The organism is Phenylobacterium sp., from assembly GCF_030645195.1.
Taxonomy (GTDB): Bacteria; Pseudomonadota; Alphaproteobacteria; order Caulobacterales; family Caulobacteraceae; genus Phenylobacterium.
On record NZ_JAUSLW010000044.1, the window covers coordinates 1 to 22,933 of the forward strand.

Below are 22,933 nucleotides of genomic sequence, written 5' to 3' on the forward strand. Positions count from 1 at the left end.
ATCTCCGGCTCCGGCACCCTGGAAGTGGTGTCCGACGGCTTCGGCTTCCTGCGCTCGCCGGAAGCCAACTACCTGCCCGGCCCCGACGACATCTATGTCAGCCCCTCGCAGATCCGGAAGTTCGGCCTGCGCACCGGCGACACCGTCGACGGCGCCATCCGCGCGCCGCGCGAGGGCGAGCGCTACTTCGCGCTGATCAAGGTGGACCTCACCAATTTCGAGAACCCTGAGAACGTCCGCCACAAGGTGCTGTTCGACAACCTGACCCCGCTCTATCCCGACGAGCGGCTGAAGATGGAGATCGAGGATCCGACCCTGAAGGACCGCTCGGGCCGGCTGATCGACATCGTGGCCCCGCTCGGCAAGGGCCAACGCTGCCTGATCGTCGCCCCGCCGCGGGTGGGTAAGACGGTCATGCTGCAAAACATCGCCAAGTCCATCGCGGTGAACCACCCCGAGTGCTACCTGATCGTGCTGCTGATCGACGAGCGGCCGGAAGAGGTCACCGACATGCAGCGCACCGTCGTGGGCGAGGTGATCAGCTCCACCTTCGACGAACCCGCCACCCGCCACGTCCAGGTCGCCGAGATGGTGATCGAGAAGGCCAAGCGCCTGGTGGAGCACAAGCGCGACGTCATCATCCTGCTGGACTCGGTCACCCGCCTGGGCCGCGCCTACAACACCGTGGTCCCCTCCTCGGGCAAGGTGCTGACCGGCGGTGTGGACGCCAACGCCCTGCAGCGCCCCAAGCGCTTCTTCGGCGCGGCGCGCAACATCGAGGAAGGCGGCTCGTTGACCATCATCTCCACGGCCCTGATCGACACCGGCAGCCGGATGGACGAGGTGATCTTCGAAGAGTTCAAGGGCACGGGTAACTCGGAAATCATCCTGGACCGCAAGGTCGCCGACAAGCGCATCTTCCCTGCCATCGACGTGCTGAAGTCCGGCACCCGCAAGGAAGAGCTGATCACCCCCAAGGATCAGCTGCAGAAGACCTATGTCCTGCGCCGCATCCTCAACCCCATGGGGGCCCAGGACGCCATCGAGTTCCTGTTGGACAAGCTGCGCCAGAACAAGAACAACGATGAGTTCTTCCAGTCGATGAATACCTGATCCCGGTCTGGCGGAGGCCGCGGCCTCCGCCTATTCTGCCCCCGTCACGACGGGGGTAGAGGATGATCACGGTCTACGCGTCGGGAGGCACGCGATCGCGGCGCGTCCTCTGGACCCTGGAAGAGTTGGGCGCGCCCTATGAGGTGGCGTCGGTGAAGTTCCCACCCGCCTTCCGCCAACCGGACTACCTGAAGATCAATCCCACCGGCACGGTCCCGGCCATGACCGACGGCGAGGTGCTGCTCACCGAGTCCATGGCCATCTGCGAGTACGCCACCCGCAAGCACGGCGGCGACCTGGTGGTGGCCCCCGACGAGCCGGGCTTCGCCGACTATCTGCAGTTCCTGCACTTCGGCGAATCCACCCTCACCCAGCCCCTGGTCTCCATCGTCCGCTACGGCCTGCTGGAGCCCGACGCCCGCAAGTCGCCCCAGGTGGTGGAGGACGCGCGCGCCGCCTTCGCCACCCGGCTCAAGCCCATCGCCAAGACTTTGGCCGACGGGCGGGAGTTCATGGCCGCCGACCGGCTGACCCTGGCCGATGTCTCGGTGGCCTACGCCTTCAGCCTGGCCGCGGGCGTGGGCGCCGCCGACCTGATCCCGGCCGAGATCCTGGCCTATGAGGACCGCATGAAGGCCCGACCCGCCTATCAGCGCGCCTACGCCGTCCCATGAGTGAGAGCTACATCATCGCCGGTGGGATGGCGGGCGCCGCGCGGCTCTCGGTCCTCTCCCAGGCCATGGCCCAGGCCACCGGCTCCCTGCTGGACATGATGGATTTCCCGCCGGACGCCCGCATCCTCGACGCCGGCTGCGGCGGCGGCGACGTGACCCGCGAGCTGGCCGCCCGCACCACGGGACCGGTGACTGGCCTCGACCTCGACGAGGTGAAGATCTCCATGGCCGGCCAGGACGCGCCGGCCAACGCCGCGTTCCACGTGGGGGGCTTCGAGCTGGCCGAGGACCTCGGGCCCTTCGACGTGATCTATGCCCGCTTCCTACTCTCCCACCTCACCGAGCCGGCGGCCGCGGTCGCCGTGTTCGCGCGGGCCCTGGCCCCCGGTGGTCTGCTGCTGGTGGAGGACGTGGAGTTCTCGGCCCATCTCTGTGAGCCGAGCCGGCTCAGCTTCCGCCACTATGTGCAGTGGTATGTGGCCTCCGCCCATCGCCGCGGCGCCGATCCGGAGATCGGGCCCAAGCTGCCCGGCCTGCTGGGCCGGGGTGGGTTGCGCAATGTCGACGCTCGCCTGGTCCAGCCGGCCGGCCTCACCGGTCCGGTGAAGGCCATGGCCGCCCTTACCCTGGCTGGAATCTCAGAAGCTGTTGAATCCATGGGTGTTTCACGTGAAACACTGATCGACGACATCGCCGACCTGGTCCGCGCCCGCGACGACCCCACGGTGTTCATGAGCCTGCCCCGGATCACCCAGGCCTGGGGATGGAAGCCGGGGGGCTGAGGGGTCGCGCCCTCTCCGCCCGACTCACGGGATCAGCAAACTCGCCCCGACCGTATCGCGGCCCTCCATGGCCTCGTGGGCCAGACGCGCGTCGGCCAGGGGGAAGGTCTGGCCGATGTCGATCTTCACCTTGCCCGAGCCGATCACCGAAAACAGCGCCGCGGCGCTGGCGTCCAGCTCGGCGGTGGTGAGCAGGTAGTCCCCCATGGTGGGCCGGGTGAGGAACACAGATCCCGCCAGCATCAGCCGGGCCGGCGCCAGGGCTGGCGGCGGGCCCGAGGCGTTGCCGAAGGAGACGAACAGGCCGCGCTTGGCCAAGCTCCCCAGGGTGCCTTCGAAGGTGGCCGCGCCCACCGAGTCATAGGCCACCGGCACGCCCTTTCCACCGGTGATGCGGCGCACCTCGGCGGCGACGTCGGCGTCGCGGTAGAGGATGACGTGGTCGGCGCCCAGAGCCTTGGCGCGGTCCGCCTTCTCCGGCGAACCGGCGGTGGCGATCACCGTGGCCCCCAGGGCCTTGGCCCACTGGACCAATATGGAACCCACCCCGCCGGCGGCGGCGTGAACGAGTATGGTCTCTCCGGCCTTCACCTCATGGCAGCGGCGCAGCAGGAACTCCGCGGTCATCCCCTTGAGCAGGGCGCCGGCCGCAACTCGCGCGTCGATCCCGGCCGGCGGCTTCACGGCCCGTTCGGCGTTCACCGCGTGGAACTCGGCATAGGCTCCGATCGGCCCCGAGGCGTAGGCGGCCAGATCGCCCACGGAAAAGCGGGTCACCCCCTCCCCCACCGCCTCGACGATCCCCGCGCCCTCCATCCCCAGGCCCGAGGGCAGCCGCAGGGGATAGAGGCCGGAGCGGTGATAGGTGTCGATGAAGTTCAGGCCGATCGCCTGGTTGCGCACCAGGATCTCCCCGGCCTTGGGTTCGGGCTTGGGAACCTCCACCAGCTGCAGGACTTCAGGACCGCCGACAGCTTCGATACGAATGGCGCGCATGGATAGGGGCCCTCTCTAGGCCAGGTGCTGCTGGAAGAAGGCCAGGCTGCGGCCATTGGCGTGGCGGGCCGCGTCGGCGTCGTAGTGCTCGCCGCCGTGGCGGGCGAAGGCGTGGTCGCAGCCAGGATAGGTGTGGATCGTGACGTGGGCGTGGTTCTTGAGGGCCTGGAGGATGATGGCCTGGGCCTCCTTGGGGACGAACTGGTCCTCCTCGGCGATGTGCAGCATCAGCGGCCGCTCCAGCTTGTCGGCCTCGGCCACCCGGCTCTCGATCCCCACCCCGTAATAGCCGACACTGGCGTCGCAGTCGGTGCGGGTGGCGGTGAGGAAGGCCAGCATGCCCCCCAGGCAATAGCCCACCGCGCCCACCTTGCCCGAGCAGCCGGGATCGGCGCGGATGTGGTCGATGACCGCGGCGATATCCTGGACCCCCAGGTCGGGATCGAAGGCGTTGAACAGCTCGAAGGCCTTCTTCCATTCGGCCTCGGACTTGTCGGTGATGTCGATCCCCGGCTCGATCCGCCAGAACAGGTCCGGGCAGATGGCCAGGTAGCCCTGGGCGGCCAGGCCGTCGGCGATCTCGCGCATGACGGCGTTGACCCCGAAGATCTCCTGGATGACCACGATGGCCGGGGCCTTGGGGGCGGTGGGCCGCGCTACATAGGCGGTGAACTGGCCGTCTTCGGTGTTCAGGGTGAGGGTTTCGCCAGCCATGGAAGGCTCCGTTTCTCTTGCGTTGTGTTGGCTACTAGCGTGCGGTGGCCAGTACCGGCCATAACTAATACGTCCAGGAAGGGCCCACCATGAAGATGACCATCGAGATCGACTGCACCCCCATCGAAGCCCGCACCTTCATGGGCCTGCCCGACGTCACCGCCTTGAACGACAAGCTGGTGGAGGAGATGCAGAACCGGATGACGGCCAATATCAACATGCTGTCCCCCGACGAGCTGATGAAGAACTGGACCGCCTTCGGGGTCGGGGCCCAGGAACAGTTCCGCAAGCTGATGTCCACCGCCGTGGACATGGGCATGGGCGCCGCCAACCGCCCGAAATGACCGACACCATCTACGCAGCCGCCACCGCGCCCGGCCGCTCGGCGGTGGCGGTCGTCCGGATGTCCGGGCCCGCGACCCGGGCCGCGGTCAAGGCCTTGTCCGGACGGATGACGCGGGCGCGGGTCGCGGCCCTGCGCACCCTGAGGGACGCCCACGGCGCAGCGATCGACCAGGCCCTGGTGCTGCGGTTCGAGGCGCCGGCCAGCTATACAGGCGAGGACAGCGCGGAGTTTCACGTGCACGGCGGCCCGGCCGTGGTGGCCGCGCTTCTGGAAGCCCTGAGCGCGCTCGGCCTGCGGCTGGCCGAGCCGGGGGAGTTCACCCGCCGGGCCTTCGAGAACGGCAAGCTGGACCTGGCCCAGGCCGAGGGGGTCGCCGACCTCATCGAGGCCGAGACCGAGGCCCAGCGCCGCCAGGCCCTAGACCAGGTGGAGGGCGCGCTCGGCCGCGCCCACCAGCGCTGGCGGGCCGACCTGATCGAGGCCCTGGCCAATTTCGAGGCCGCCGTGGACTTTCCCGACGAGGAGGTGCCCGCGCAGGTCGCCGACCGCGCCCGGCCCTATCTCGAACGGCTGGTGGGCCAGCTGCAGGCCGCCCTGGCCGATGTCGACCGTGGCGAACGGGTGCGGGAGGGGTTCCGCATCGCTCTGGTGGGCTCGCCCAACGCTGGCAAGTCCACCCTGCTGAACGCCCTGGCCGGCCGGGAGGCGGCCATCGTCACCGCCACCCCGGGCACCACCCGGGACGTGATCGAGGTTCCGATGCGGCTGGCGGGCTACAAGGTGCTGCTGGCCGACACCGCCGGCCTGCGGGAGACCGCCGACGAGATCGAGGCCGAGGGGGTGCGCCGGGCGCGGACCTGGGCGCAGAGCGCCGATCTGCGGATCTGGGTGGTGGATGGCGCGGCCTCGGCCGTGGACCCGCCGCCGGAGGACTTGCGGGCCGGCGACCTCTGCGTGATCAACAAGTCCGACCTGCCCCCCGGCGACGATACGGGGCGGGCCCTGCTGGAAGCCCGGGCCCTTGAACTTGAAATGCACCGCATCAGCGCCCGGGAGACCGGCGATGTGGGGGTGATCCTGGCGGCCCTCACCGACCACGTGGTCGACCGCCTCTCCGGCGCCGAGCCCCCCACCGCCACCCGCCTGCGTCACAAGGACCTGCTCTCGGAGGCCCTGGCGCGGCTGGAGCACGCCCTGGCCGTCCAGGGGTCGCCCGAACTGGCGGCGGAGGACGTGCGTCTGGCCGGCCGGGCCCTGGACCGCATCACCGGCCGCATCGACCCGGAGGACGTGCTGGACCGGGTGTTCGCGACCTTCTGCATTGGAAAATAAGGTGTTTCACGTGAAACGCTGATCGCCTCCCTCCCCTTCATGGGGAGGGTGGATGGCGTGAAGCGCCAGACGGGTGGGGAAAGCCTGCCAGAGTCCCCCACCCCGACCGCTCGCGCGGTCTTCCCCTCCCCATAAAGGGGAGGGAGCGGCGGCCTCGCCGTCTTGGACTCTTTCACGTGAAACCCCCGGCCCCTTCCGCTATAGGAAGCCCCCGCCCATATGGCGCGGATGCGGAGTTTCGGCGTGGCCTCCTGGGACGTGATCATCATCGGCGGCGGCCATGCGGGCTGCGAGGCGGCGGCGGCGGCGGCGCGGTTCGGCGCGCGGACCCTGCTGCTGACCCACAGGCTCGAGACCATCGGCGAAATGTCCTGCAATCCGGCCATCGGCGGCCTGGGCAAGGGCCACCTGGTGCGGGAGATCGACGCCCTGGACGGGGTCATGGGCCGGCTGGCGGACAAGGCCGGCATCCAGTTCCGACTGCTGAACCGCTCCAAGGGCGCCGCGGTGCGGGGGCCCCGGGCGCAGATCGACCGCAAGCTCTATCGGGAGGCCATGCAGGCCGAGCTGGCCGCCACCCCGAACCTGACGATCAAGGCCGAGGCGGTGGAAGACCTCCTGGTGGTGGACGGCCAGGTCACGGGGGTGGTGGGCGCAAGCGGTGAAATCTATTCCGCCGGGCGGGTGGTGCTCACCACCGGCACCTTCCTGAAGGGGGTGATCCATCAGGGCGAGCAGCGCATCCCCGCCGGCCGGGTCGGCGAGGCGCCGGCCATCGGGCTTTCCGACCGGCTCTATGCGCTGGGCCTCGACATGGGCCGGCTGAAGACCGGCACCCCGGCCCGGCTGGCAGCCTCCACCATCGCCTGGGAAAAGCTGGAGATGCAGGCGGCCGACGAGGTCCCCTCACCCTTCTCCTTCCTGACCACCGAGATCACCACGCCGCAGATCGCCTGCGGCATCACCTACACCAACGCCGAAACCCACAGGATCATCGCCGAGCGGCTGAGCGAGTCGGCGGTCTATGGCGGGCGGATCAATGGGCGCGGGCCGCGCTACTGCCCCTCCATCGAGGACAAGGTGGTGCGCTTCGCCGACAAGACCGCCCACCAGATCTTCCTGGAGCCCGAGGGCCTGGACGACGACACCGTCTATCCCAACGGCATCTCCACCTCGGTCTCGGCGGAGACCCAGGACCTGTTCCTGCGCACCATCGTCGGGCTGGAGAACGTCCAGGTGCGCCGGCACGGCTATGCGATCGAATACGACTATGTCGATCCGCGCGAGTTGTCGGCCACCCTGGAGGTCAAGCGGCTGCCGGGCCTCTACCTGGCCGGCCAGATCAACGGCACCACGGGCTATGAGGAGGCCGCGGCGCAAGGGTTGGTGGCCGGGCTGAACGCCGCCCGCGCCGCCTCGGGCGCCGAGCCCGCCATCTTCGGCCGTGACGAGGCCTATATCGGGGTGATGATCGACGACCTGGTGACCCGGGGCGTCACCGAACCCTATCGGATGTTCACCAGCCGGGCCGAGTTCCGCCTGACCCTGCGCTCCGACAACGCCGACCAGCGCCTGACGGCCAAGGGTATGACCCTCGGCTGCGTCGGTGTTTCACGTGAAACCGCCTTCAATTCAAAGGCCAAGGCCCTCGCCGCCGCCCGCGGTCGCGCCGCCGAACTGACCCTGACCCCCGACAAGGCCGCCAAGGCTGGCCTGCCGGTCAAGGCTGATGGTCAGCGCCGCGACCTCACCCAGCTGCTGGCCTATCCCACCATCGGCTTCGAGGCGCTGGCGGCCATCTGGCCGGAGATCTCGGCCTGGGATCCTCAGGTGCGCGAGCAGATCGAGATCGACGCGTCCTATGCCGGCTATCTGGACCGCCAGGAGGCCGATGTGGCCGCCTTCCGCCGCGACGAGAACCTGCGGCTGCCCGCCGAACTGGACTATGCCGGCGTCGGCGGCCTCTCCAACGAGGTCCGCGACAAGCTGACGGCGATCCGGCCCCTGACCCTGGGCCAGGCGGCGCGCATCGAAGGCGTGACCCCCGGCGCGCTCACCGCCCTGCTGGCCCATGTCCGCCGAAGGGCCGCCTGATGTCCGAGACCCTGCCCCCCGAGGTCGTCGAGGTCGCCGACGCCGCCGACTTCGCCATGGCCACCGGCGCCGACGAGAGCGTCATCAACGACCTTCGGCAATACCAGTCATACCTGGAGGACTGGAACCAGCGGATGAACCTGGTGGGCCCCTCCACCCTGGAGATCTTCTGGTCGCGGCACGCCTGGGACTCAGCCCAGATCCTGCCGCTTGCCCCCGAGGCCCTGACCTGGGCCGACCTCGGGGCGGGTGCAGGTTTGCCGGGCATCGTGCTGGCGATCCTCAACAAACACCGCCCCGGTTTCCACATGCACCTGGTGGAAAGTATGGCCAAACGCTGCCGCTTCCTCACCGAGGTGGTGGAGGGCCTGAACCTGCCGGCCACCGTTCATAATTCTCGTGCGGAGGACTTGTCCCTGGCTGTGGATATCGTCACCGCCCGGGCTTGCGCCCCGATGACCCGGTTGCTTGGGTATGCCCAGCCCTACCTGAAGCGCGGCGCGACCGCCTTGTTCCTCAAGGGGCAAGATGTTGCGGTCGAATTGGAAGAGGCTACCAAATCTTGGAAGTTCGAGGCGGATGTCCTGCCCAGCTTCAGTGATGCGCGCGGGCGCATCGTACGCGTAAGGACGTTGAGCCGTGGCCGCTGATCCGAAACCCTTCCGGGCGCTGCGAATCCTGGTGGTCGCCAACCAGAAGGGCGGCGTGGGCAAGACCACGACGGCCATCAACCTGGGCACCGCCCTGGCCGCCGTCGGCGAGCGGGTGCTGCTGATCGATTCCGACCCCCAGGGCAACGCCTCGACCGGCCTGGGCATCCCCCACTCCAAGCGCAAGGTCACCCTCTATGACGTGCTGATGGGGGACGCTCCCCTCACCGCGGCCATCGTGCCGACCGACCTGCCCGGCCTCGACATCGTCCCGGCCCACGCCGACCTCTCCGGCGTCGAGCTGGAGCTGGGCCAGCAGGCCCGCCGCTCCTTCAAGCTGCGCGACGCCATCGACCCGATCCGCCAGTCGGGCGCCTATACCTATGTCCTGATCGACTGCCCGCCCTCCCTGAACCTGCTGACGGTCAACGCCATGGCGGCGGCCGACGCGGTGCTGGTGCCCCTGCAGTGCGAGTTCTTCGCCCTGGAGGGCCTCTCCCAGCTGATGCGGACGGTGGAGCTGGTGCGGGGCAGCCTCAATCCCAACCTGGAGATCCAGGGGGTGGTGCTGACCATGTACGACCGGCGCAACAGCCTGTCGGAACAGGTGGCCAAGGACGTCCGCGCCCACTTCGGCGGCACGGTATACGCCACCGTGATCCCGCGGAACGTGCGGGTTTCCGAGGCGCCCAGCTTCGGCAAGCCGGTGCTGGTCTATGATCTGAAGTGCGCGGGGAGCCAGGCCTATCTGAAGCTCGCCCGCGAAGTCGTGCTGCGCGAGCGCGATCGCCGCGCCAAGGCCGCGTGAGGAAACAATGATGGTCGAGAAACGCGGACTGGGCCGGGGGCTGTCGGCCCTGTTGGGGGAGGTCGAGGAGACGCCGGTCACCGCGGGCGCCGCCGGCGGCCTGCGCGACATCCCCATCGAGCTGATCCATCGCAACGAGAAGCAGCCCCGCTGGGTCTTCCCCGAGGAGGAGATCGAGGAGCTGGCCGCCTCCATCCGCGAGAAGGGCGTCCTGCAGCCGATCCTGGTGCGGCCGGCGCCGGAGATGGACGGCCACTTCGAGATCGTGGCCGGGGAACGCCGCTGGCGGGCGAGCCAGAAGGCCGGGCTGCACGCCCTGCCGGCCCTGGTCCGCGAGCTGAACGACATCCAGATGCTGGAGATCGGGGTCATCGAGAACGTCCAGCGGACGGCGCTCTCCCCCATCGAGGAGGCCAACGCCTATCAGCAGCTGGTGGAGGTCCACGGCCGCAGCGCCGCCGAGGTGGCCGACGCGGTGGGCAAGAGCCGCTCCCACGTCGCCAACCTGATCCGCCTGCTGGCCCTACCCGAGATGGTCCGGCACTACCTGATGAGCGGCCAGCTCACCGCTGGCCATGCCCGCGCCCTGCTGGGGACCCCCGACCCCCAGGCCCTGGCCGAGATCGTCATCGCCAAGGGCCTGTCGGTGCGCGACACCGAACAGCTGGCCCGCAAGGCGTCGGCCGGCGAGACCCCGGCCAAGGCGGCGCGTCCGGCGCCGGTGAAGGACACCGACACCCAGGCCCTGGAGGTCGACCTCTCCGAGGCGCTCGGCCTGACCGTCGAGGTGATCGACAGGGGCGGGGTCGGCGAGCTGCGGGTGAAGTACGCCAGCCTCGAACAGCTCGACGAGGTCTGCCGGCGGTTGACGCGGGCGTAGGGCCAAGCCCCCTCCGTCACGCGCTGACGCGCGCGCCACCTCCCCCGATCCGGCCTTCGGCCTGGGGGAGGAACTAACAAGAATTCCTCCCCCAAGCGCGAAGCGCTGTCCGGGGGAGGTGGATCGTCGCGCAGCGGCGAGACGGAGGGGGTTTGGGCCTCTCCGAAAATCGGCCCTGTGGCGCACAGCGGGGCGATCGTCCGTATCCCTGGACGGCGGCGAAACGCCACCCTGTGGATGGTTTCGGAGAAATTGGCGTAAGCTGTTCTAAAATATAGGATATTCGACGCACGCGACGGGCGGCGCAAAAGGCCGTTTTTGGGCTCTTTTTCAGAGTCCGAGGCGCTTGGCCCGGCCGGCGATCTGCAGGGCCAGGCGTTCGGCGATCAGGGCGTCCGGAGAGCCCGCCGTCTTGCACGCCTTGTCGGCGGCGAACACCTCGGGCTGGATGCGGTCGAGTTCCGGCAGGGTCCAGGTGCGGGCCTGGCGCAGGAACTCCCGCTCGCTCTTCCAGAACACGCCCGAGGCCTTGGCGGCCTCCTGCAGGCCGGCCCCGGACTTGGCGAGCGTCAGGGTGCGGCGCATGCGGCCCAGATACATGCCCAGCGCGCGGACGGCGGCCGGACCCCCCTCCCCCTCGGCGGCGGCGCGGCGTAGGCCGGCCTGGGCCTCGGCGAGGCGCCCGCCGAAGGCGTCGGCGGCGGCGTCGGAGAGGGAGGCCTCGGGCTCGACGCCGAGGAAGTCCTCCAGGTCCTTGGGGGTCGCTGTCACGCCGCTGCCGGGGCCGAGGAACAGGGCCAGGCGCTCGATCTCCTGGCGGGAGACGCCGCGCTCCTTGGGCATGCGGGCCACGAAGAGCTGCAGGGCCTCGGAGGTCAGCCCCACCCCGTCCTTGGAGAGCAGGTCGCGCACCAGCCGGGCGATGTCGCCGGGCTCGTCCTCGTAGCAGGGGATGGTGGCGGCGCCGGGCGCCTTCTCGGCGGCCTTGCGCAGGGCGGAGTTGCGGTCGAGGTTCCCGGCCTCGATCAGCAGGAAGGCGTCGGGGTTGAGCTCGCCGGCGGCGTGGCGGGTCAGGGCCTCGGCGGTCATGCGGTCCAGGGCCTGCTTCTCGGTGGCGAACTTCAGCCGCACCAGCCGCCGGCCCCCCATCAGGGACTGGGCCGCCAGCTCGCCCTCCAGCCGGGCGCCGTCACCGTCCAGGTCTCCGTCGGTGAGCAGGGCCACGTCGAAGGGATCGTCGGGGCGGTCGCAGACCTTCAGCGCCAGCTGGTTGGCGCGGTCGCGGACCACGCCCATGTCGCGGCCATAGATCAGGGCGGCGCGAACAGTCTTATCGGGCGCGCCGAGGAAGCGTTCGATGTCCGGCCGCTTGGCGAGGATCATCGTTGAACCCTACGACTTGGCGCCGGCCAGCCAAGTGGCGAGTTCGAGCTCGATCTTGCGGGCGGCCTCGCCGGCGGCTCGGTCCTGGGCGTCCTGCTGGGCGGCCACCGAGGCGTAGGGCTGGTCGGCGGAGTCGTAGGTCACCTCCACCCGCACCCGCCCGACCTTGGCCGCGGCGCCCGAGGGCAGGGCCACCAGGGTGTAGGCCGCCACCAGGACGTATTCGTAGCGGGTGGCGACATTGTCGACCCGGATGCCGCGAGGATAGCGCTGCTCGGAGAGCTGGAGGTCCATGCGGTACTGCGGCTTGAGGTTCGAGTCGCGGGCCAGGGCGTCGTCCAGGTGCTCGCGGATCAGCTGGCCGACCCGGCCGTTGGGGGCCGAGACCTGCACCGAGGACAGCGTGGTCCCCACCCCGGGTCGGCCATAGAGCGGCGTGAAGCCGCAGGCCGCCAGGGCGAGGGCGGCGAGCGCCAGGGCGCCGGTGCGTGCGATGCGAGCCATGTGCCTCAGTTTGCCACGATGTTGACGATGCGATCCTTCACCACGATCACCTTGCGGATGGTGAGGCCCTCAAGGCGCCGCGCGATCTCGGGATCGTCAAGCACCATCTTCTCCACATCGGCCGGTTCGGCCCCGGCGGGCGCGGAAATCTCGCCCCGGCGCTTGCCGTTGACCTGCACCGGCAGGACGCGGACGGCGTCCTCGGTGAGGGCGGGATCGAAGTCCGGCCAGGGGGCGGAGACCACCATGCCCACCCCGCCGATGCGGGCCCAGGCCTCCTCGGCCAGGTGGGGCGTGAAGGGGGAGACCAGGCGGGCGAAGGCCGACAGGGCCTCGGCGCGGGCCGCCAGCAGGGCCGGCGAGGCGCCGTCCACGGGGGCCGCCTTCAGGGCGTTGAGGAATTCGTACAGCCGGGCGATGCCGGAATTGAAGCGGAAGCCCTCCACGGCCTCGGTGACCGCCTTGACGGTGCGGTGGGTGGCGATGCGCAGGGCCACGGCCTTGGGGTCGGCGGCGATATCGGGGGCCCCCACCGTCTCCGGCTGGGCGTCGAACTCGGCCCAGACCCGGTTGACGAAGCGCCAGGCGCCCTCGACCCCGGAGGTGGACCAGATGGAATCCCGTTCCGGCGGGGAATCGGACAGCACGAACAGCCGCGCGGCGTCGACCCCGTAGACCTCGAAGATATCGCCAGGCGCCACGGTGTTGCGCTTGGACTTCGACATCTTCTCGATGTCGCCGATGATCACCGGCTGGCCGTCGGAGACGCGGACGGCGCGGCGCGTATTGCCCTCCGCCGTGATCTCCAGCTCCTTGGGCTCGACCCAGTCGCCGTTCTGCAGGCGATAGGTCTCGTGGGTGACCATGCCTTGGGTGAACAGGCCGGCGAAGGGCTCCTTGGCCTCCAGCATGCCGGCGTCGGCCAGGGCGCGGTTGACGAAGCGGGCATAGAGCAGGTGCAGGACGGCGTGCTCGATGCCCCCCACATACTGGTCCACTGGCATCCAGTAGTCGGCGGCGGCCTTGTCGATGGGCTCGGCGGCGTTCGGATTGGTGAAGCGGGCGAAGTACCAGGCGCTGTCGACGAAGGTGTCCAGGGTGTCGGTCTCGCGCGTCGCCGCGCCGCCGCAGTCCGGGCAGGTGGTCACCTTCCAGGTGGGGTGACGCGCGAGCGCATTGCCGGGCTTGGAGAAGTCCAGGTCTTCGGGCAGGGCGACGGGCAGCTGGCTCTTGGGCACGGCGACCACGCCGCACTTGTCGCAATGGACCACCGGCACGGGGCAGCCCCAGCCGCGCTGGCGGGCCACGCCCCAGTCGCGCAGGCGATAGACGGTGGCGCCCTCCCCCTGGCCCTGGGATTCGATGCGGGCGATGGCGGCGGCCTTGGCCGGTTCGATCTCCATCCCCTCCAGGAAATCGGAGCGGAAGAGGGTCCCCGGGCCTGTATAGGCCTCGGTTCCGACCTCATAGGTCGCGGGGTCCTCGCCCGGCGGCAGGACCACCGGCTTGACCGGCAGGCCGTACTTGCGGGCGAAGTCCAGGTCGCGCTGGTCGTGGGCCGGGCAGGCGAAGATGGCGCCCGTGCCGTAGTCCATCAGGATGAAGTTGGCGATCCAGACCGGCAGCCGCCAGGCGGGGTCGAAGGGGTGGGCCACGGTCAGGCCGGTGTCGAAGCCGATCTTCTCGGCGGTCTCGATCTCGGCCTCCGAGGCGCCGCCCTTGCGGCAGGCCTCGATGAAGGCGGCGGCCTTGGGATCTGCGGCGGCGATCTGCTGGGCCAGGGGGTGGTCGGGGGCCACGCCCACGAAGCTCGCCCCGTACAGGGTGTCGGGCCGGGTGGTGTAGGCCTCCAGCCCGGCCTCGAAGCCTTCGGGGGCGGCGTCGGCGAACTTGAAGGCGAACTTCAGGCCCTTGGAGCGGCCGATCCAGTTCTCCTGCATCAGCCGGACCTTCTCGGGCCAGCGGTCCAGGGTCTTCAGGCCCTCCAGCAGGGCGTCGGCATAGTCGGTGATGCGCATGAACCACTGGTTCAGCTTGCGCTTCTCCACCACCGCGCCGGAGCGCCAGCCGCGGCCGTCCACCACCTGCTCATTGGCCAGGACGGTCTGGTCGACCGGGTCCCAGTTCACGACGCCCTCGCGGCGATAGACCATGCCGCGCGCCATCAGGTCGATGAACCAGGCCTGCTGCTGGCCATAGTAGGCCGGGTCGCAGGTGGCGAACTCACGGGACCAGTCGATGGACAGGCCCAGCTGCTTCAGCTCGGCCCGCATCTTGTCGATATTGGCGTAGGTCCAGGCGCGGGGGTCGACGCCGCGCTCCATGGCCGCGTTCTCGGCGGGCAGGCCGAACCCGTCCCAGCCCATGGGGTGCAGGACATTGAAGCCCCGGGCGCGCTTGAACCGGGCGTTGGCGTCGCCGAGCGTGTAGTTGCGCACATGGCCCATGTGCAGGCTCCCCGACGGATAGGGGAACATCTCCAGGGCATAGTATTTTGGCCGCGCGTGATCGATCTCCGCGCGGAACACGTCGGCGTCGGCCCAGGCCTTGCGCCACTTGGGTTCGACTTCTTTGGGATTGTACCGGGCCATGGCGGGGGCTTAGCGCGCTTTCACTGAGGAAGGGAAGCGGCCGGACACGCCGAAGGCGCGCCGACCTTAGAGTGCGGCGCGCCCGGTATTGTCAGATCCCCGAACGCGCCCGGGGGGTTAGCCCCGGATGTTCGAGAGCTTAAGCTGACGCGCCTTGGTCAGGATGGCGTTTTCGATGTCGGTCTCGGTCTGGCCGGCCGACGGGGCGTCCACCCAGCCGCCCGCGCCGTCGCGGACCTGCTTGAAGACCGCCACGTTCAGGCCATCGGCCCGCAGGCGGGCGTCCAGGATATAGACCGTGCACTTGAAGCGCTCGTCGGGCTTTTCCGGATTGATGTACCAGTCGGTGATCACCACGCCGCCGTAGGGGTCCGCGGAGGCCAGGGGCATGAAGGCCAGGGTGTCGAGGGTCGCCCGCCACAGATAGCCGTTGACCCCGATGGTCGGCTGCTCGCCGCTCGGGGCCGACTTGCCGCGTCCGCCGAAACCGAACCGGAAACCGCCCTCTTCCTGGGTCTGGAAGGTCTTAGGGCCACCACTCGAGCAGGCCGCGAGCGCCGAAAGGCTGAGAGCCAGAGCCCCCGCCGCCACGCCACGCATCCATACTCCACGCACAAACGGCATATATCCGCTCCCAGTCGCTGTTTCGCGTCGGTATCTCGCCGCGTCGCCGCCCCCGCGCCGGATGCCTCTATAACAACGCCCGGAGCGGCGCCAAACAGGAATCGCGTGGCCCTGCCGCCACAGGCGCCCAACGATCTGTCCACAGACCGGCCCTGCGGCGCGTTGACGTGTTGACCTCGCCCCTGGCGCGACTTTAATCGCATCAACGGTCACGCCTCTCATGGCGGGGCCGGGGCTTAGGGGCCATATAGGTGGTTATGTTCAATCGGACGGTCATGGCGCTGGTCGGCGCGGCGCTCATCTTGAGCGTCGGATCGATGGCTCATGCCCAGACGACGAAGAAGACCACCGACTTCACCGTGCGCAATGAGACTCCGACGCTGGCCCCGCCTCAGGCGGCCAAGGCGTTGAAGTTCGACGCGCGCAAGGGGCGCTGGGGGATCACGCTCAATCTGCAGCAGCCGGACGGCCGCGACGCGCAGTGGAACGACGTCCAGGCGGGCGCCTATTTCCGCGTGACACCGTCGCTGCGGGTCGGCGGCGCCGTGGCCCTGGGGGAAAAGGAAACCCCCATGTACAAGAAGACCCAACCCCAGGACGGCGCGCCGCGCGTCCGCCTTGAGACCGCCTTCAAGTTCTAAGGGTCTCTTCAGACCTGAACAAACGAGCCGCCTCCGGGCGGCTTTTTTGATTCCACCGCCTCTCCCCCCGCCTCTTCGGGGGGAGAGGGCAGGGTGAGGGGGGCTTTTCGGCCAGGTGGTGAGCGTCGGCGCGATCCCCTCACCCAGCCTCTCCCCTTGAAAGGGGAGAGGAGATCAGCTCGCGAACGCCTCGATGCCTGCGATACCGACGACCCCCGTGGCCAAGAGCCGCGCGGCGGTGGCCGCGTTCACGCCGCCCAGGGCGTAGACCGGGCTGCGGGACAGCCTGACGATCTGCGCCAGTCGGATCGGCCCCAGGGGCTTGCCCGCCGAGGCGCTGCCCGAGGGGAAGATCGCCGAGACCACCACGGCGTCGACCGGGGCCCGCGCCGCGCGGGGGCCATGAGCGGCGGCCGTGATCAGCCAGCCCGGGCGCCGCGCGCGGATGCGGCGCGCGCGATGGGCCAGACGCTCGGGCAGGTGGATCCCGTCGGCGCCGACCCCGGCGGCCAGGGCCTCGTCGGCCCCGATCAGCAGCGTCAGGCCCCTTTGGCGGGCGATGGCCTTCAGGCGCAGGGCCACGGCCAGGGCGTCGACCGCCCCGAAGGAACGGTAGACGATGGCCGAGCCCCTCGGCAGGCGCGCCGCGATCGCCTCCGGATCGGGGGTGCGCGCAGGGTCGGTGAAATAGAGCAGGGCCGGGAGGGGCTTTCGCCCAGCCGCGCGCCGCCGTAAGCAGGCCCCCGTCCGCGCCACTGTCCAGAACCCGCCTATGACCCGCTCCTTCGATCCCGCCGCCGCCCGCGCCGACATCCTGGCCCGCATCGCCCTCGCGGCGAAGGCCTGCGGACGGGCGGCCGACGATGTGACCCTGGTGGCGGTCTCCAAGCAACAGCCCTGGGACCGGGTGGCGACGATCCTGGAGACTGGCCAGGCCGTGTTCGGCGAGAACCGGGTGCAGGACGCCATGGCCGCCTGGGAGGGCCATCGTGAGGGGGTCGAGCTGCGGCTGATCGGGCCGCTGCAGACCAACAAGGTCAAGGAGGCCGTGGCCTTCTTCGACGTCATCGAGACGGTGGACCGCGACAAGCTCGCCGCCGCCCTGGCCGCCGAAATGGCCAGGCAGGGCAAGACCCCCAGGCTCTACGTCCAGGTCAATACCGGCGAGGAAGAGCAGAAGGCCGGCGTGATCCCCGGCGAGGCCGACGCCTTCATCAGGGCCTGCCGCGAGGCCCACGGCCTGACCATCGAGGGCCTGATGTGCATCCCCCCCGCCGACGAGCCGCCGGGGCCGCACTTCGCCCTGCTGGCCAAGATCGCCGCCCGCAATGGGATTTCGAAGCTCTCCATGGGGATGAGCGACGATTTCGAGACCGCTGTGCGGTTCGGAGCCACCAGCGTGCGGGTGGGCTCGGCCCTATTTGGCCCGCGGGGGTAGGACGTTCAGGGTCGGTCGGGGCGGCCTGCCTCGCCGGACCTCGTCCATGTGCTCCATGGCGTCCAGATAGGGGTGCGGATTGACGTCGACGATGGAGACGGCCGAGCCGGGCCCCGCCTTGACGATCAGCTCCAGCACGTCCCAGGCCTGCAGGGCCACGCAGCCCTCGGTGGGCTCCCAGTTCGGGCGCGCCACGTGCAGGAAGATGGCCGAGCCCATCAGGGGGATCACCGGATCGTCGTTGTGGGCCAGGACCAGGATGAAGTCATAGACCTTGTCGTCGCGCCACAGGGCCTCGGCGCTGGCCGGGTAGGGCAGGGTGACGGGGCGGTTGTAGTTGGGGTCGCCCGGGGCGTCGCACCAGCCGTCGGTGGGCGTGAGAGCCTGGATCGGCAGGGCGGTGGCGGGCGGCGGCATCTTGTCGGGGCGGTAGAGCACCCGGCGGATCGGCCAGACTCCCAGCGGCGAACAGCCGTCCCCCTCGCGCTTGTCGGCGGCGGCGATCACCCCGCCCTTGCCCAGGGCGCAACGGGTTTCGCGGCCCCCGATATCGAAGCGCCCGTCTGACATCGCCGTGAACAGCACGCTTCATTCCCCCTGAGCGGTTGGCGCTGGCGCCCGACACGGTGCATGTTCGCGCCCATGGCCCAACGCAAGACCCTACTCGTCGTCGACGACAATGATGATCTGCGCGGCGAACTCGCCGAGCAACTGGAACTGCACGAGGAATTCGCCGCCCTGCAGGCCGCCACCGCCGGCGACGGCGTGCGCCAGGCCGTCGAGGCCCGGCCAGACCTGATCCTGCTGGACGTCGACCTGCCCGACATGGACGGTCGCGAGGCCTGCAAGGTGATGCGCTCCAAGGGCGTCACCTGCCCGGTGATCATGCTGACGGCGGCCGACACCGACGACGACACCATCCGCGGCCTGGAGTCCGGCGCCAACGACTACGTCACCAAGCCCTTCAAGTTCGCCGTCCTGTTGGCCCGCATCCGCGCCCAACTGCGCAGCCACGAGCAGTCGGAGGGCGCGGTCTTCCACCTGGGGGCCTACGAGTTCCGCCCCTCGGCCAAGATGCTGGTGGACGCCAACCAGAAGAAGATCCGGCTGACGGAAAAAGAGACCAACATCCTGAAGTACCTCTACAGGGCCGGCGAGAAGCCGGTGAGCCGCGAGGAGCTGCTGGCCGAGGTCTGGGGCTATAACGCGGGCGTCACCACCCACACCCTGGAAACCCACGTCTATCGCCTGCGCCAGAAGATCGAGCCCGATCCCGGCAACGCCCGCCTGCTGCTCACCGAGGCCGGCGGCTACCGCCTGGCGCCGTAGTTTCTGAGCCCGGATTGGGCGCCTGACGGGGTCCATTCGCGCCGGCCCAGTCCTATCGTCCTCTCCTGAACCGGAGATCGATGCATGGAGCCGCTGGTGAGCAAGGGACCTTGGCGCGAGGCCTGGAACGCCGCGTTTCCGGTGCGCCGCGCGCGATCGGCGCAGCAACTTTCCCTGCTCTACGGCTTCGGCTTCGGCGTCGGCCTGACGGCCGGCTGCGCCATGATGCTGATGGCCTTCGGCCTGGGCGTCGGGGTGGGGATCCTGGCCGGGGTGTGATCGCGCCGCCCTCAAGGGGTTGTTTACAGCTTTAATAGTGTTGTTATGGTGAGCCTTCAAGGAGGCTTGGCCATGGGCAAGTACGATCCGCTTGAGACCTTCCTGCAAGGTCAGCAGGGCGAGCGCGTCCCCGTGAAGTTCTCGGAGGTCGAGGAGATCCTTGGCTTCAAGCTTCCGGCGTCCAAGCAATACCCCGCCTGGTGGAGCAACAACCCCTCCAACAACCCGATGACCAGGACCTGGCTTCGCGCGGGCTACATGACCGAGCAGGTCGATACGGTCTCGGGGCGATTGGTCTTTCGCCGCACCCATCCTCCAAAGGCCGCAGGCGCGACGCCACGCTCCGGCGGGTTTCCCGGCTACGGCGCCATGAAGGGAACCGTTCGCCTGGGTGAGGGGGTCGACCTTACCGCACCGGCCGATCCGGCGTGGGGTTCGGTGTTCGAGTGACGTCGCCGCTGCTGCTGGACACCTGCGCGCTGATCTGGATTTCCCAGGCCGAACCGATCGATGGGGCCGCCAAGGCCGCGCTCGATGAGCTCTGGAGGGCGGGGGGCGTTCCGCGGGTTTCACCTATCAGCGCGTGGGAAATCGGCCTCTTGGTCGCTCGGGGGCGGCTGACCTTGACCATGGCTCCGGCGCGCTGGTGGGACGTGTCGGTGGAACGGATTGGCCTGGAGGTGGCGCCGATGCCGCCTGGTTTGCTGATCGCCTCGACGCAGTTGCCCGGGACGCCGCCCAGCGACCCCGCCGACCGGATCATCGCCGCGACGGCGCGTGAAAACGGCCTTCGCGTCATGACCCGCGACGGCAAGCTCCTGGCCTATGGCGAGGCCGGGCATCTCGACACGCTCGCCTGTTAGAGCCTGTCCGTTTCAGTTGGTTTCATCTGAAACGGATAAACAGGCTCGTCCCTTAATGTTTAGAGCGTGACGGGCGCCTGAACCGGCAACCACTTCAGGCTGTCACGCTCTACAGCTCGAAGTCGGCGCTCACCGGGGCGTGGTCGCTGGGGCGTTCCCATTCGCGGACGTCGTCGTGGACGCGGGCGGCGGCCGCGCCGGAGCGGAAGGCGGCCTCCCGCAGGCCTGGCGAGATCAGCACATGGTCCAGGCGCAGGCCGCGGTTGGACGCGCGGAAGTCGGCGGCCCGGTAGCTCCACCAGGAAAACAGCTTCTGGGGGTCGGGGATGGCCTCGCGGACCAGGTCGGTGAACTGGCCGCTGGCCATCAGCTTGGCGAAGGCGTCGAGCTCGATGGGGGTGTGGCTGACGATCTTCGACATCTGCTTGTGGCTCCAGACGTCGAACTCACCGGGCGCCACGTTCAGGTCGCCCACGATGGCCAGCGGCGCCTTGGGATCGCGTTTCGCCATCTCGGCGGTGAGCTTCTCGTAGAAGTCCAGCTTGTGGTCGAACTTGGGGTTGATCTCCCGGTCGGGAATGTCGCCCCCGGCCGGAATGTAGAAGTTTTGGATCTCGACCCCGGCCACCTTGGCCGAGACGCAGCGGGCGTGGCCCTCGCGGCAGACATCCAGGGGCGCGACCTCCTCGAAGGGCAGGCGCGAGGCGATGGCCACCCCGTGCCAGCCCTTCTGGCCGGCGATCTTGATGTGCGGCAGGCCCATGTCGATGAAGGCTTGGCGCGGGAACTCCGCCTCCTGGCACTTGATCTCCTGCAGGCACAGGACATCGGGGGCCTGCTCGTCGACGAAGCGGGCCACCTGCTCGGCGCGCAGGCGGACGGAGTTCACATTCCAGGTGCAGAGACGGAGGCGCATGCGCGGGGTTTAGCGGGCGTCGGGGGAAAAAGAAAACGCCCGGGCACTGGAGAAAGCCCGGGCGTAGTGATGTCTCTCATGCCGCCGCCGGGAGGGGATAGGTTCCGGCACGGAACACGCCCGCTCGCACAGGCGTCATGAGTGGCATTATTGCAACTGCCAAATACAAAAGTCAACCAGATTCACGTGGCTTATTGCCTGTTGTCTGATTGTCACATTCGGGCGCGACCCACGCCCTTGGGCCGGGGATCGTTGAGCACGAAGAGGGTGGGGGCCAGGCCCGAGGCGCGCTGCAGGCCGGTGAGCCGGATGCGGGTCGACTGGCCCTGGGCGTCGCTCACCGTCCAGCCCACCAGGGCCAGGGGATTGTCGGAGAAGGTGAGCGTGATCTGGCCCTCGGCCTGCTTCTTGCCGTCGCGGGCGGTGATGGAGAAGCCGTCGGCCATGCGGCTGACGTCGCTGATCACCACGCCGCGGTCGAGCTTGATCTGGCGGGCCAGGAAGATGGAGAGCGGGGTGGCCATCAGCGGATAGCGGTCGAAGGTCTTCAGGCGCGAATCCGCCACCGAGACATTGGCCCCGTCGGCCACCACCAGCAGGCCCGAGGGCGCCTCATAGGCGAAGCGGGCCTTGCCCGGGCGCTTCAGATAGACCACGCCCTGGGTCATGGTCCCGCGCGCGTCGGTCTGCACGAAGCGGCCCTTGGCCTCGGTCAGGCCCTGCAGATAGGTGGCGGCGCGGTCCACCAGGGCCCTGTCGTCGGCGCTCAGCGGGGTGACGGCGGGACGGGCGGCGAGCGCGGGCAAGGGCAGGGCGGCGAGGCCGAGCGCCAGGGCGCGTCGTGTCAGTCGGGTCATGGACCAGGCTCCTTTTCGCGCAACAACCTATAGCGGCCGCGCGGCGTCAATAGGGCGGGAGAACGGCGCAGGGCCGCCGGCGTTCCCACCTCTAGCCGTTGGCGCGCTGGCTCGGGTGGCGGTCAGGCCGTCCATCCCCGGCGTCCGGACCTCCATCAACCCTTTGGAGGGATGTGGCGTTGGGATCGCCGTGTTGGGCCACCGACGCAATCGGTCACGCAAGTTGTGTTGAGGCCGCGCCGCCGTGGCCCCAGGGTCGGGCATGAGCCGCATCCACCCTACCGCCGTCATCGCCGCCGGCGCCCAGATCGCCCCGGACGTGGAGATCGGCGCCTATGCGGTGATCGGCCCCCAGGTGCGGCTGGCGGCCGGAAACATCGTCGGGCCCCATGTGGTGATCGAGGGGGCGACCGACATCGGCCCCGGCAACCGCTTCCTGCAGTTCTGCGCCATCGGGGCCGGGCCGCAGGTGGACGGCTGGGCCGGGGAGGCCGGGGCCCTGGCGATCGGGAGCGACAACGTCTTCCGCGAGTTCGTCACCGTCCACGCCTCCCCCGGCCGCGCCCCCACCCGCGTCGGCTCGCGCTGCCTGATCATGACCGGGGCCCATGTGGCTCACGACTGCGTGCTCGGCGACGACATCCGCATGGCCAACGCCGCCACCCTGGGGGGCCATGTGGAGATCGCCGACCATGCCCAGCTCAGCGGTCTGGTCGCCATCCACCAGCACACCCGGATCGGAACCCACGCCTTCGTGGCCGGGGGCTCCATCGTCACCCAGGACGCGCCGCCCTTCTGCCTGGTGCAGGGGGACCGGGCGCGGCTGGCGGGACTGAACGCCGTCGGTCTGAAGCGGGCGGGGTTCAGCCTGGGCGAGATCACCGAACTGCGGCGGGCCTATCGCATCCTGTTCCTCGGCGATGGCGACCGCGAGGACCGGCTGGCCGCCGCGCGCCTCGGCGCCGGCCTCCACACCCTGGCCCTGATCGAATTCCTGGAAAGCTCCGGCCGGGGGTGCATCTCCACGCCACGGTCGCGTCTGAGGGTGGCGGCCTGATCCCTCACCGTGTCATCCCGCATGCAGCGGCGAAGCCGCGGAAACCGGGATGACACTGGGGG

General features: G+C 69.4%; 26 protein-coding genes. 16 read left to right on the forward strand and 10 right to left on the reverse strand.

The features are described from left to right. The 3 genes from rho to Q7T09_RS03860 form a co-directional block, all read left to right on the forward strand. On the forward strand, positions 1–1,113 hold a 1,113-nt coding region (rho, locus tag Q7T09_RS03850; protein ID WP_304697758.1), incomplete at its 5' end, for a transcription termination factor Rho. A 62-nt stretch (positions 1,114–1,175) separates the two neighbouring features. Continuing rightward, positions 1,176–1,787 carry a glutathione S-transferase family protein gene (locus Q7T09_RS03855; RefSeq protein WP_304697760.1) on the forward strand — a complete coding sequence of 204 codons (612 nt, stop codon included), beginning with the start codon at positions 1,176–1,178 and terminating at the stop codon, positions 1,785–1,787. Then, a complete protein-coding gene (locus Q7T09_RS03860) occupies positions 1,784–2,569 on the forward strand; it encodes a bifunctional 2-polyprenyl-6-hydroxyphenol methylase/3-demethylubiquinol 3-O-methyltransferase UbiG (RefSeq protein WP_304697762.1) in 786 nt (261 codons plus the stop codon). Before Q7T09_RS03855 ends, Q7T09_RS03860 begins: the two co-directional genes overlap by 4 nt. A gap of 24 nt (positions 2,570–2,593) precedes the next feature. On the opposite strand, the gene Q7T09_RS03865 is transcribed toward Q7T09_RS03860, so the two are convergent. Together Q7T09_RS03865 and Q7T09_RS03870 are read right to left on the reverse strand one after the other, a co-directional pair. Then, complete coding sequence (locus Q7T09_RS03865) at positions 2,594–3,565, reverse strand: quinone oxidoreductase (RefSeq protein WP_304697764.1); 972 nt, start codon at positions 3,563–3,565, stop codon at positions 2,594–2,596. A 15-nt stretch (positions 3,566–3,580) separates the two neighbouring features. Further along, complete coding sequence (locus Q7T09_RS03870; RefSeq protein WP_304697766.1) at positions 3,581–4,279, reverse strand: dienelactone hydrolase family protein; 699 nt, start codon at positions 4,277–4,279, stop codon at positions 3,581–3,583. Between the two features lie 89 nt (positions 4,280–4,368). On the opposite strand from Q7T09_RS03870, the gene Q7T09_RS03875 reads away from it, so the two are divergent. The 6 genes from Q7T09_RS03875 to Q7T09_RS03900 all read left to right on the forward strand — a co-directional run bounded on the left by Q7T09_RS03875 (position 4,369) and on the right by Q7T09_RS03900 (position 10,389). Beyond that, entirely contained in the window at positions 4,369–4,623 is a 255-nt protein-coding gene (locus Q7T09_RS03875; RefSeq protein WP_304697767.1) for a DUF6489 family protein, read from the forward strand. After that, positions 4,620–5,957, forward strand: coding sequence for a tRNA uridine-5-carboxymethylaminomethyl(34) synthesis GTPase MnmE (mnmE, locus tag Q7T09_RS03880; protein WP_304697768.1), 1,338 nt, complete (start codon positions 4,620–4,622; stop codon positions 5,955–5,957). Before Q7T09_RS03875 ends, mnmE begins: the two co-directional genes overlap by 4 nt. Positions 5,958–6,185: 228 nt before the next feature. Next, positions 6,186–8,051 carry a tRNA uridine-5-carboxymethylaminomethyl(34) synthesis enzyme MnmG gene (gene mnmG, locus Q7T09_RS03885; RefSeq protein ID WP_304697837.1) on the forward strand — a complete coding sequence of 622 codons (1,866 nt, stop codon included), beginning with the start codon at positions 6,186–6,188 and terminating at the stop codon, positions 8,049–8,051. After that, positions 8,051–8,701, forward strand: a complete 651-nt coding sequence (gene rsmG, locus Q7T09_RS03890) for a 16S rRNA (guanine(527)-N(7))-methyltransferase RsmG (protein WP_304697769.1) — start codon at positions 8,051–8,053, stop codon at positions 8,699–8,701. Before mnmG ends, rsmG begins: the two co-directional genes overlap by 1 nt. Before the next feature lie 19 nt (positions 8,702–8,720). After that, positions 8,721–9,509, forward strand: coding sequence for a ParA family protein (locus Q7T09_RS03895; protein ID WP_370689197.1), 789 nt, complete (start codon positions 8,721–8,723; stop codon positions 9,507–9,509). A gap of 7 nt (positions 9,510–9,516) precedes the next feature. After that, complete coding sequence (locus tag Q7T09_RS03900; RefSeq protein ID WP_304697773.1) at positions 9,517–10,389, forward strand: ParB/RepB/Spo0J family partition protein; 873 nt, start codon at positions 9,517–9,519, stop codon at positions 10,387–10,389. A gap of 330 nt (positions 10,390–10,719) precedes the next feature. On the opposite strand, the gene holA is transcribed toward Q7T09_RS03900, so the two are convergent. From holA to Q7T09_RS03920, 4 genes are all read right to left on the reverse strand, one after another. After that, the gene (holA, locus tag Q7T09_RS03905; protein ID WP_304697776.1) at positions 10,720–11,772 is read right to left on the reverse strand and encodes a DNA polymerase III subunit delta; all 1,053 of its coding nucleotides are present in this window, start codon (positions 11,770–11,772) and stop codon (positions 10,720–10,722) included. 9 nt (positions 11,773–11,781) lie between these two features. Further along, positions 11,782–12,276 carry an LPS assembly lipoprotein LptE gene (lptE, locus tag Q7T09_RS03910; RefSeq protein WP_304697779.1) on the reverse strand — a complete coding sequence of 165 codons (495 nt, stop codon included), beginning with the start codon at positions 12,274–12,276 and terminating at the stop codon, positions 11,782–11,784. Positions 12,277–12,281: 5 nt separating this feature from the next. Further along, entirely contained in the window at positions 12,282–14,867 is a 2,586-nt protein-coding gene (leuS, locus tag Q7T09_RS03915; protein ID WP_304697783.1) for a leucine--tRNA ligase, read from the reverse strand. Positions 14,868–14,984: 117 nt separating this feature from the next. Further along, the gene (locus Q7T09_RS03920; protein ID WP_304697788.1) at positions 14,985–15,491 is read right to left on the reverse strand and encodes a DUF3576 domain-containing protein; all 507 of its coding nucleotides are present in this window, start codon (positions 15,489–15,491) and stop codon (positions 14,985–14,987) included. A 317-nt stretch (positions 15,492–15,808) separates the two neighbouring features. Between Q7T09_RS03920 and Q7T09_RS03925 the strand changes: the two genes are divergently transcribed. Beyond that, positions 15,809–16,132: an NtrZ family periplasmic regulatory protein gene (locus tag Q7T09_RS03925; protein ID WP_304697794.1), complete on the forward strand. Its 324-nt coding sequence runs from the start codon at positions 15,809–15,811 to the stop codon at positions 16,130–16,132. A gap of 174 nt (positions 16,133–16,306) precedes the next feature. Here Q7T09_RS03925 and Q7T09_RS03930 read toward each other — a convergent pair whose 3' ends face one another. After that, positions 16,307–16,888 (reverse strand): thiamine phosphate synthase, encoded by a 582-nt coding sequence (locus tag Q7T09_RS03930; protein ID WP_304697808.1) that lies wholly within the window; start codon positions 16,886–16,888, stop codon positions 16,307–16,309. A gap of 16 nt (positions 16,889–16,904) precedes the next feature. Here Q7T09_RS03930 and Q7T09_RS03935 point away from each other — a divergent pair, with 16 nt between their 5' ends. Next, positions 16,905–17,570 carry a YggS family pyridoxal phosphate-dependent enzyme gene (locus Q7T09_RS03935; protein WP_304697811.1) on the forward strand — a complete coding sequence of 222 codons (666 nt, stop codon included), beginning with the start codon at positions 16,905–16,907 and terminating at the stop codon, positions 17,568–17,570. Here Q7T09_RS03935 and Q7T09_RS03940 read toward each other — a convergent pair. Beyond that, complete coding sequence (locus tag Q7T09_RS03940; RefSeq protein ID WP_370689196.1) at positions 17,550–18,155, reverse strand: L,D-transpeptidase; 606 nt, start codon at positions 18,153–18,155, stop codon at positions 17,550–17,552. The genes Q7T09_RS03935 and Q7T09_RS03940 overlap by 21 nt on opposite strands. Before the next feature lie 57 nt (positions 18,156–18,212). Here Q7T09_RS03940 and Q7T09_RS03945 point away from each other — a divergent pair, with 57 nt between their 5' ends. From Q7T09_RS03945 to Q7T09_RS03960, 4 genes are all read left to right on the forward strand, one after another. Continuing rightward, positions 18,213–18,899, forward strand: a complete 687-nt coding sequence (locus Q7T09_RS03945; protein WP_304697839.1) for a response regulator transcription factor — start codon at positions 18,213–18,215, stop codon at positions 18,897–18,899. Between the two features lie 96 nt (positions 18,900–18,995). After that, positions 18,996–19,178 carry a hypothetical protein gene (locus tag Q7T09_RS03950; RefSeq protein ID WP_304697816.1) on the forward strand — a complete coding sequence of 61 codons (183 nt, stop codon included), beginning with the start codon at positions 18,996–18,998 and terminating at the stop codon, positions 19,176–19,178. A 72-nt stretch (positions 19,179–19,250) separates the two neighbouring features. Continuing rightward, positions 19,251–19,628 carry a hypothetical protein gene (locus Q7T09_RS03955; protein ID WP_304697817.1) on the forward strand — a complete coding sequence of 126 codons (378 nt, stop codon included), beginning with the start codon at positions 19,251–19,253 and terminating at the stop codon, positions 19,626–19,628. Further along, positions 19,625–20,041, forward strand: a complete 417-nt coding sequence (locus Q7T09_RS03960; protein WP_304697819.1) for a type II toxin-antitoxin system VapC family toxin — start codon at positions 19,625–19,627, stop codon at positions 20,039–20,041. Before Q7T09_RS03955 ends, Q7T09_RS03960 begins: the two co-directional genes overlap by 4 nt. 109 nt (positions 20,042–20,150) lie before the next feature. Here the strand turns inward: Q7T09_RS03960 and xth are convergent, their stop codons facing one another. Together xth and Q7T09_RS03970 are read right to left on the reverse strand one after the other, a co-directional pair. Further along, positions 20,151–20,957 (reverse strand): exodeoxyribonuclease III, encoded by an 807-nt coding sequence (xth, locus tag Q7T09_RS03965; protein ID WP_304697821.1) that lies wholly within the window; start codon positions 20,955–20,957, stop codon positions 20,151–20,153. Between the two features lie 212 nt (positions 20,958–21,169). After that, a complete protein-coding gene (locus Q7T09_RS03970; protein WP_304697823.1) occupies positions 21,170–21,814 on the reverse strand; it encodes an outer-membrane lipoprotein carrier protein LolA in 645 nt (214 codons plus the stop codon). A gap of 262 nt (positions 21,815–22,076) precedes the next feature. On the opposite strand from Q7T09_RS03970, the gene lpxA reads away from it, so the two are divergent. Beyond that, positions 22,077–22,871 (forward strand): acyl-ACP--UDP-N-acetylglucosamine O-acyltransferase, encoded by a 795-nt coding sequence (gene lpxA / locus Q7T09_RS03975; protein WP_304697825.1) that lies wholly within the window; start codon positions 22,077–22,079, stop codon positions 22,869–22,871. Positions 22,872–22,933: the final 62 nt, after the last annotated feature.

Excerpts from the sequence above, each read along its gene's own strand:
- Q7T09_RS03855 (WP_304697760.1), top strand. The coding sequence starts at position 1,176 with ATGATCACGGTCTACGCGTCGGGAGGCACGCGATCGCGGCGCGTCCTC.
- Q7T09_RS03860 (WP_304697762.1), top strand. The coding sequence starts at position 1,784 with ATGAGTGAGAGCTACATCATCGCCGGTGGGATGGCGGGCGCCGCGCGG.
- Q7T09_RS03865 (WP_304697764.1), bottom strand. The coding sequence starts at position 3,565 with ATGCGCGCCATTCGTATCGAAGCTGTCGGCGGTCCTGAAGTCCTGCAG.
- Q7T09_RS03870 (WP_304697766.1), bottom strand. The coding sequence starts at position 4,279 with ATGGCTGGCGAAACCCTCACCCTGAACACCGAAGACGGCCAGTTCACC.
- Q7T09_RS03875 (WP_304697767.1), top strand. The coding sequence starts at position 4,369 with ATGAAGATGACCATCGAGATCGACTGCACCCCCATCGAAGCCCGCACC.
- mnmE (WP_304697768.1), top strand. The coding sequence starts at position 4,620 with ATGACCGACACCATCTACGCAGCCGCCACCGCGCCCGGCCGCTCGGCG.
- mnmG (WP_304697837.1), top strand. The coding sequence starts at position 6,186 with ATGCGGAGTTTCGGCGTGGCCTCCTGGGACGTGATCATCATCGGCGGC.
- rsmG (WP_304697769.1), top strand. The coding sequence starts at position 8,051 with ATGTCCGAGACCCTGCCCCCCGAGGTCGTCGAGGTCGCCGACGCCGCC.
- Q7T09_RS03900 (WP_304697773.1), top strand. The coding sequence starts at position 9,517 with ATGATGGTCGAGAAACGCGGACTGGGCCGGGGGCTGTCGGCCCTGTTG.
- holA (WP_304697776.1), bottom strand. The coding sequence starts at position 11,772 with ATGATCCTCGCCAAGCGGCCGGACATCGAACGCTTCCTCGGCGCGCCC.
- lptE (WP_304697779.1), bottom strand. The coding sequence starts at position 12,276 with ATGGCTCGCATCGCACGCACCGGCGCCCTGGCGCTCGCCGCCCTCGCC.
- leuS (WP_304697783.1), bottom strand. The coding sequence starts at position 14,867 with ATGGCCCGGTACAATCCCAAAGAAGTCGAACCCAAGTGGCGCAAGGCC.
- Q7T09_RS03920 (WP_304697788.1), bottom strand. The coding sequence starts at position 15,491 with ATGCCGTTTGTGCGTGGAGTATGGATGCGTGGCGTGGCGGCGGGGGCT.
- Q7T09_RS03925 (WP_304697794.1), top strand. The coding sequence starts at position 15,809 with ATGGCTCATGCCCAGACGACGAAGAAGACCACCGACTTCACCGTGCGC.
- Q7T09_RS03935 (WP_304697811.1), top strand. The coding sequence starts at position 16,905 with ATGACCCGCTCCTTCGATCCCGCCGCCGCCCGCGCCGACATCCTGGCC.
- Q7T09_RS03945 (WP_304697839.1), top strand. The coding sequence starts at position 18,213 with ATGGCCCAACGCAAGACCCTACTCGTCGTCGACGACAATGATGATCTG.
- Q7T09_RS03955 (WP_304697817.1), top strand. The coding sequence starts at position 19,251 with ATGGGCAAGTACGATCCGCTTGAGACCTTCCTGCAAGGTCAGCAGGGC.
- xth (WP_304697821.1), bottom strand. The coding sequence starts at position 20,957 with ATGCGCCTCCGTCTCTGCACCTGGAATGTGAACTCCGTCCGCCTGCGC.
- Q7T09_RS03970 (WP_304697823.1), bottom strand. The coding sequence starts at position 21,814 with ATGACCCGACTGACACGACGCGCCCTGGCGCTCGGCCTCGCCGCCCTG.
- lpxA (WP_304697825.1), top strand. The coding sequence starts at position 22,077 with ATGAGCCGCATCCACCCTACCGCCGTCATCGCCGCCGGCGCCCAGATC.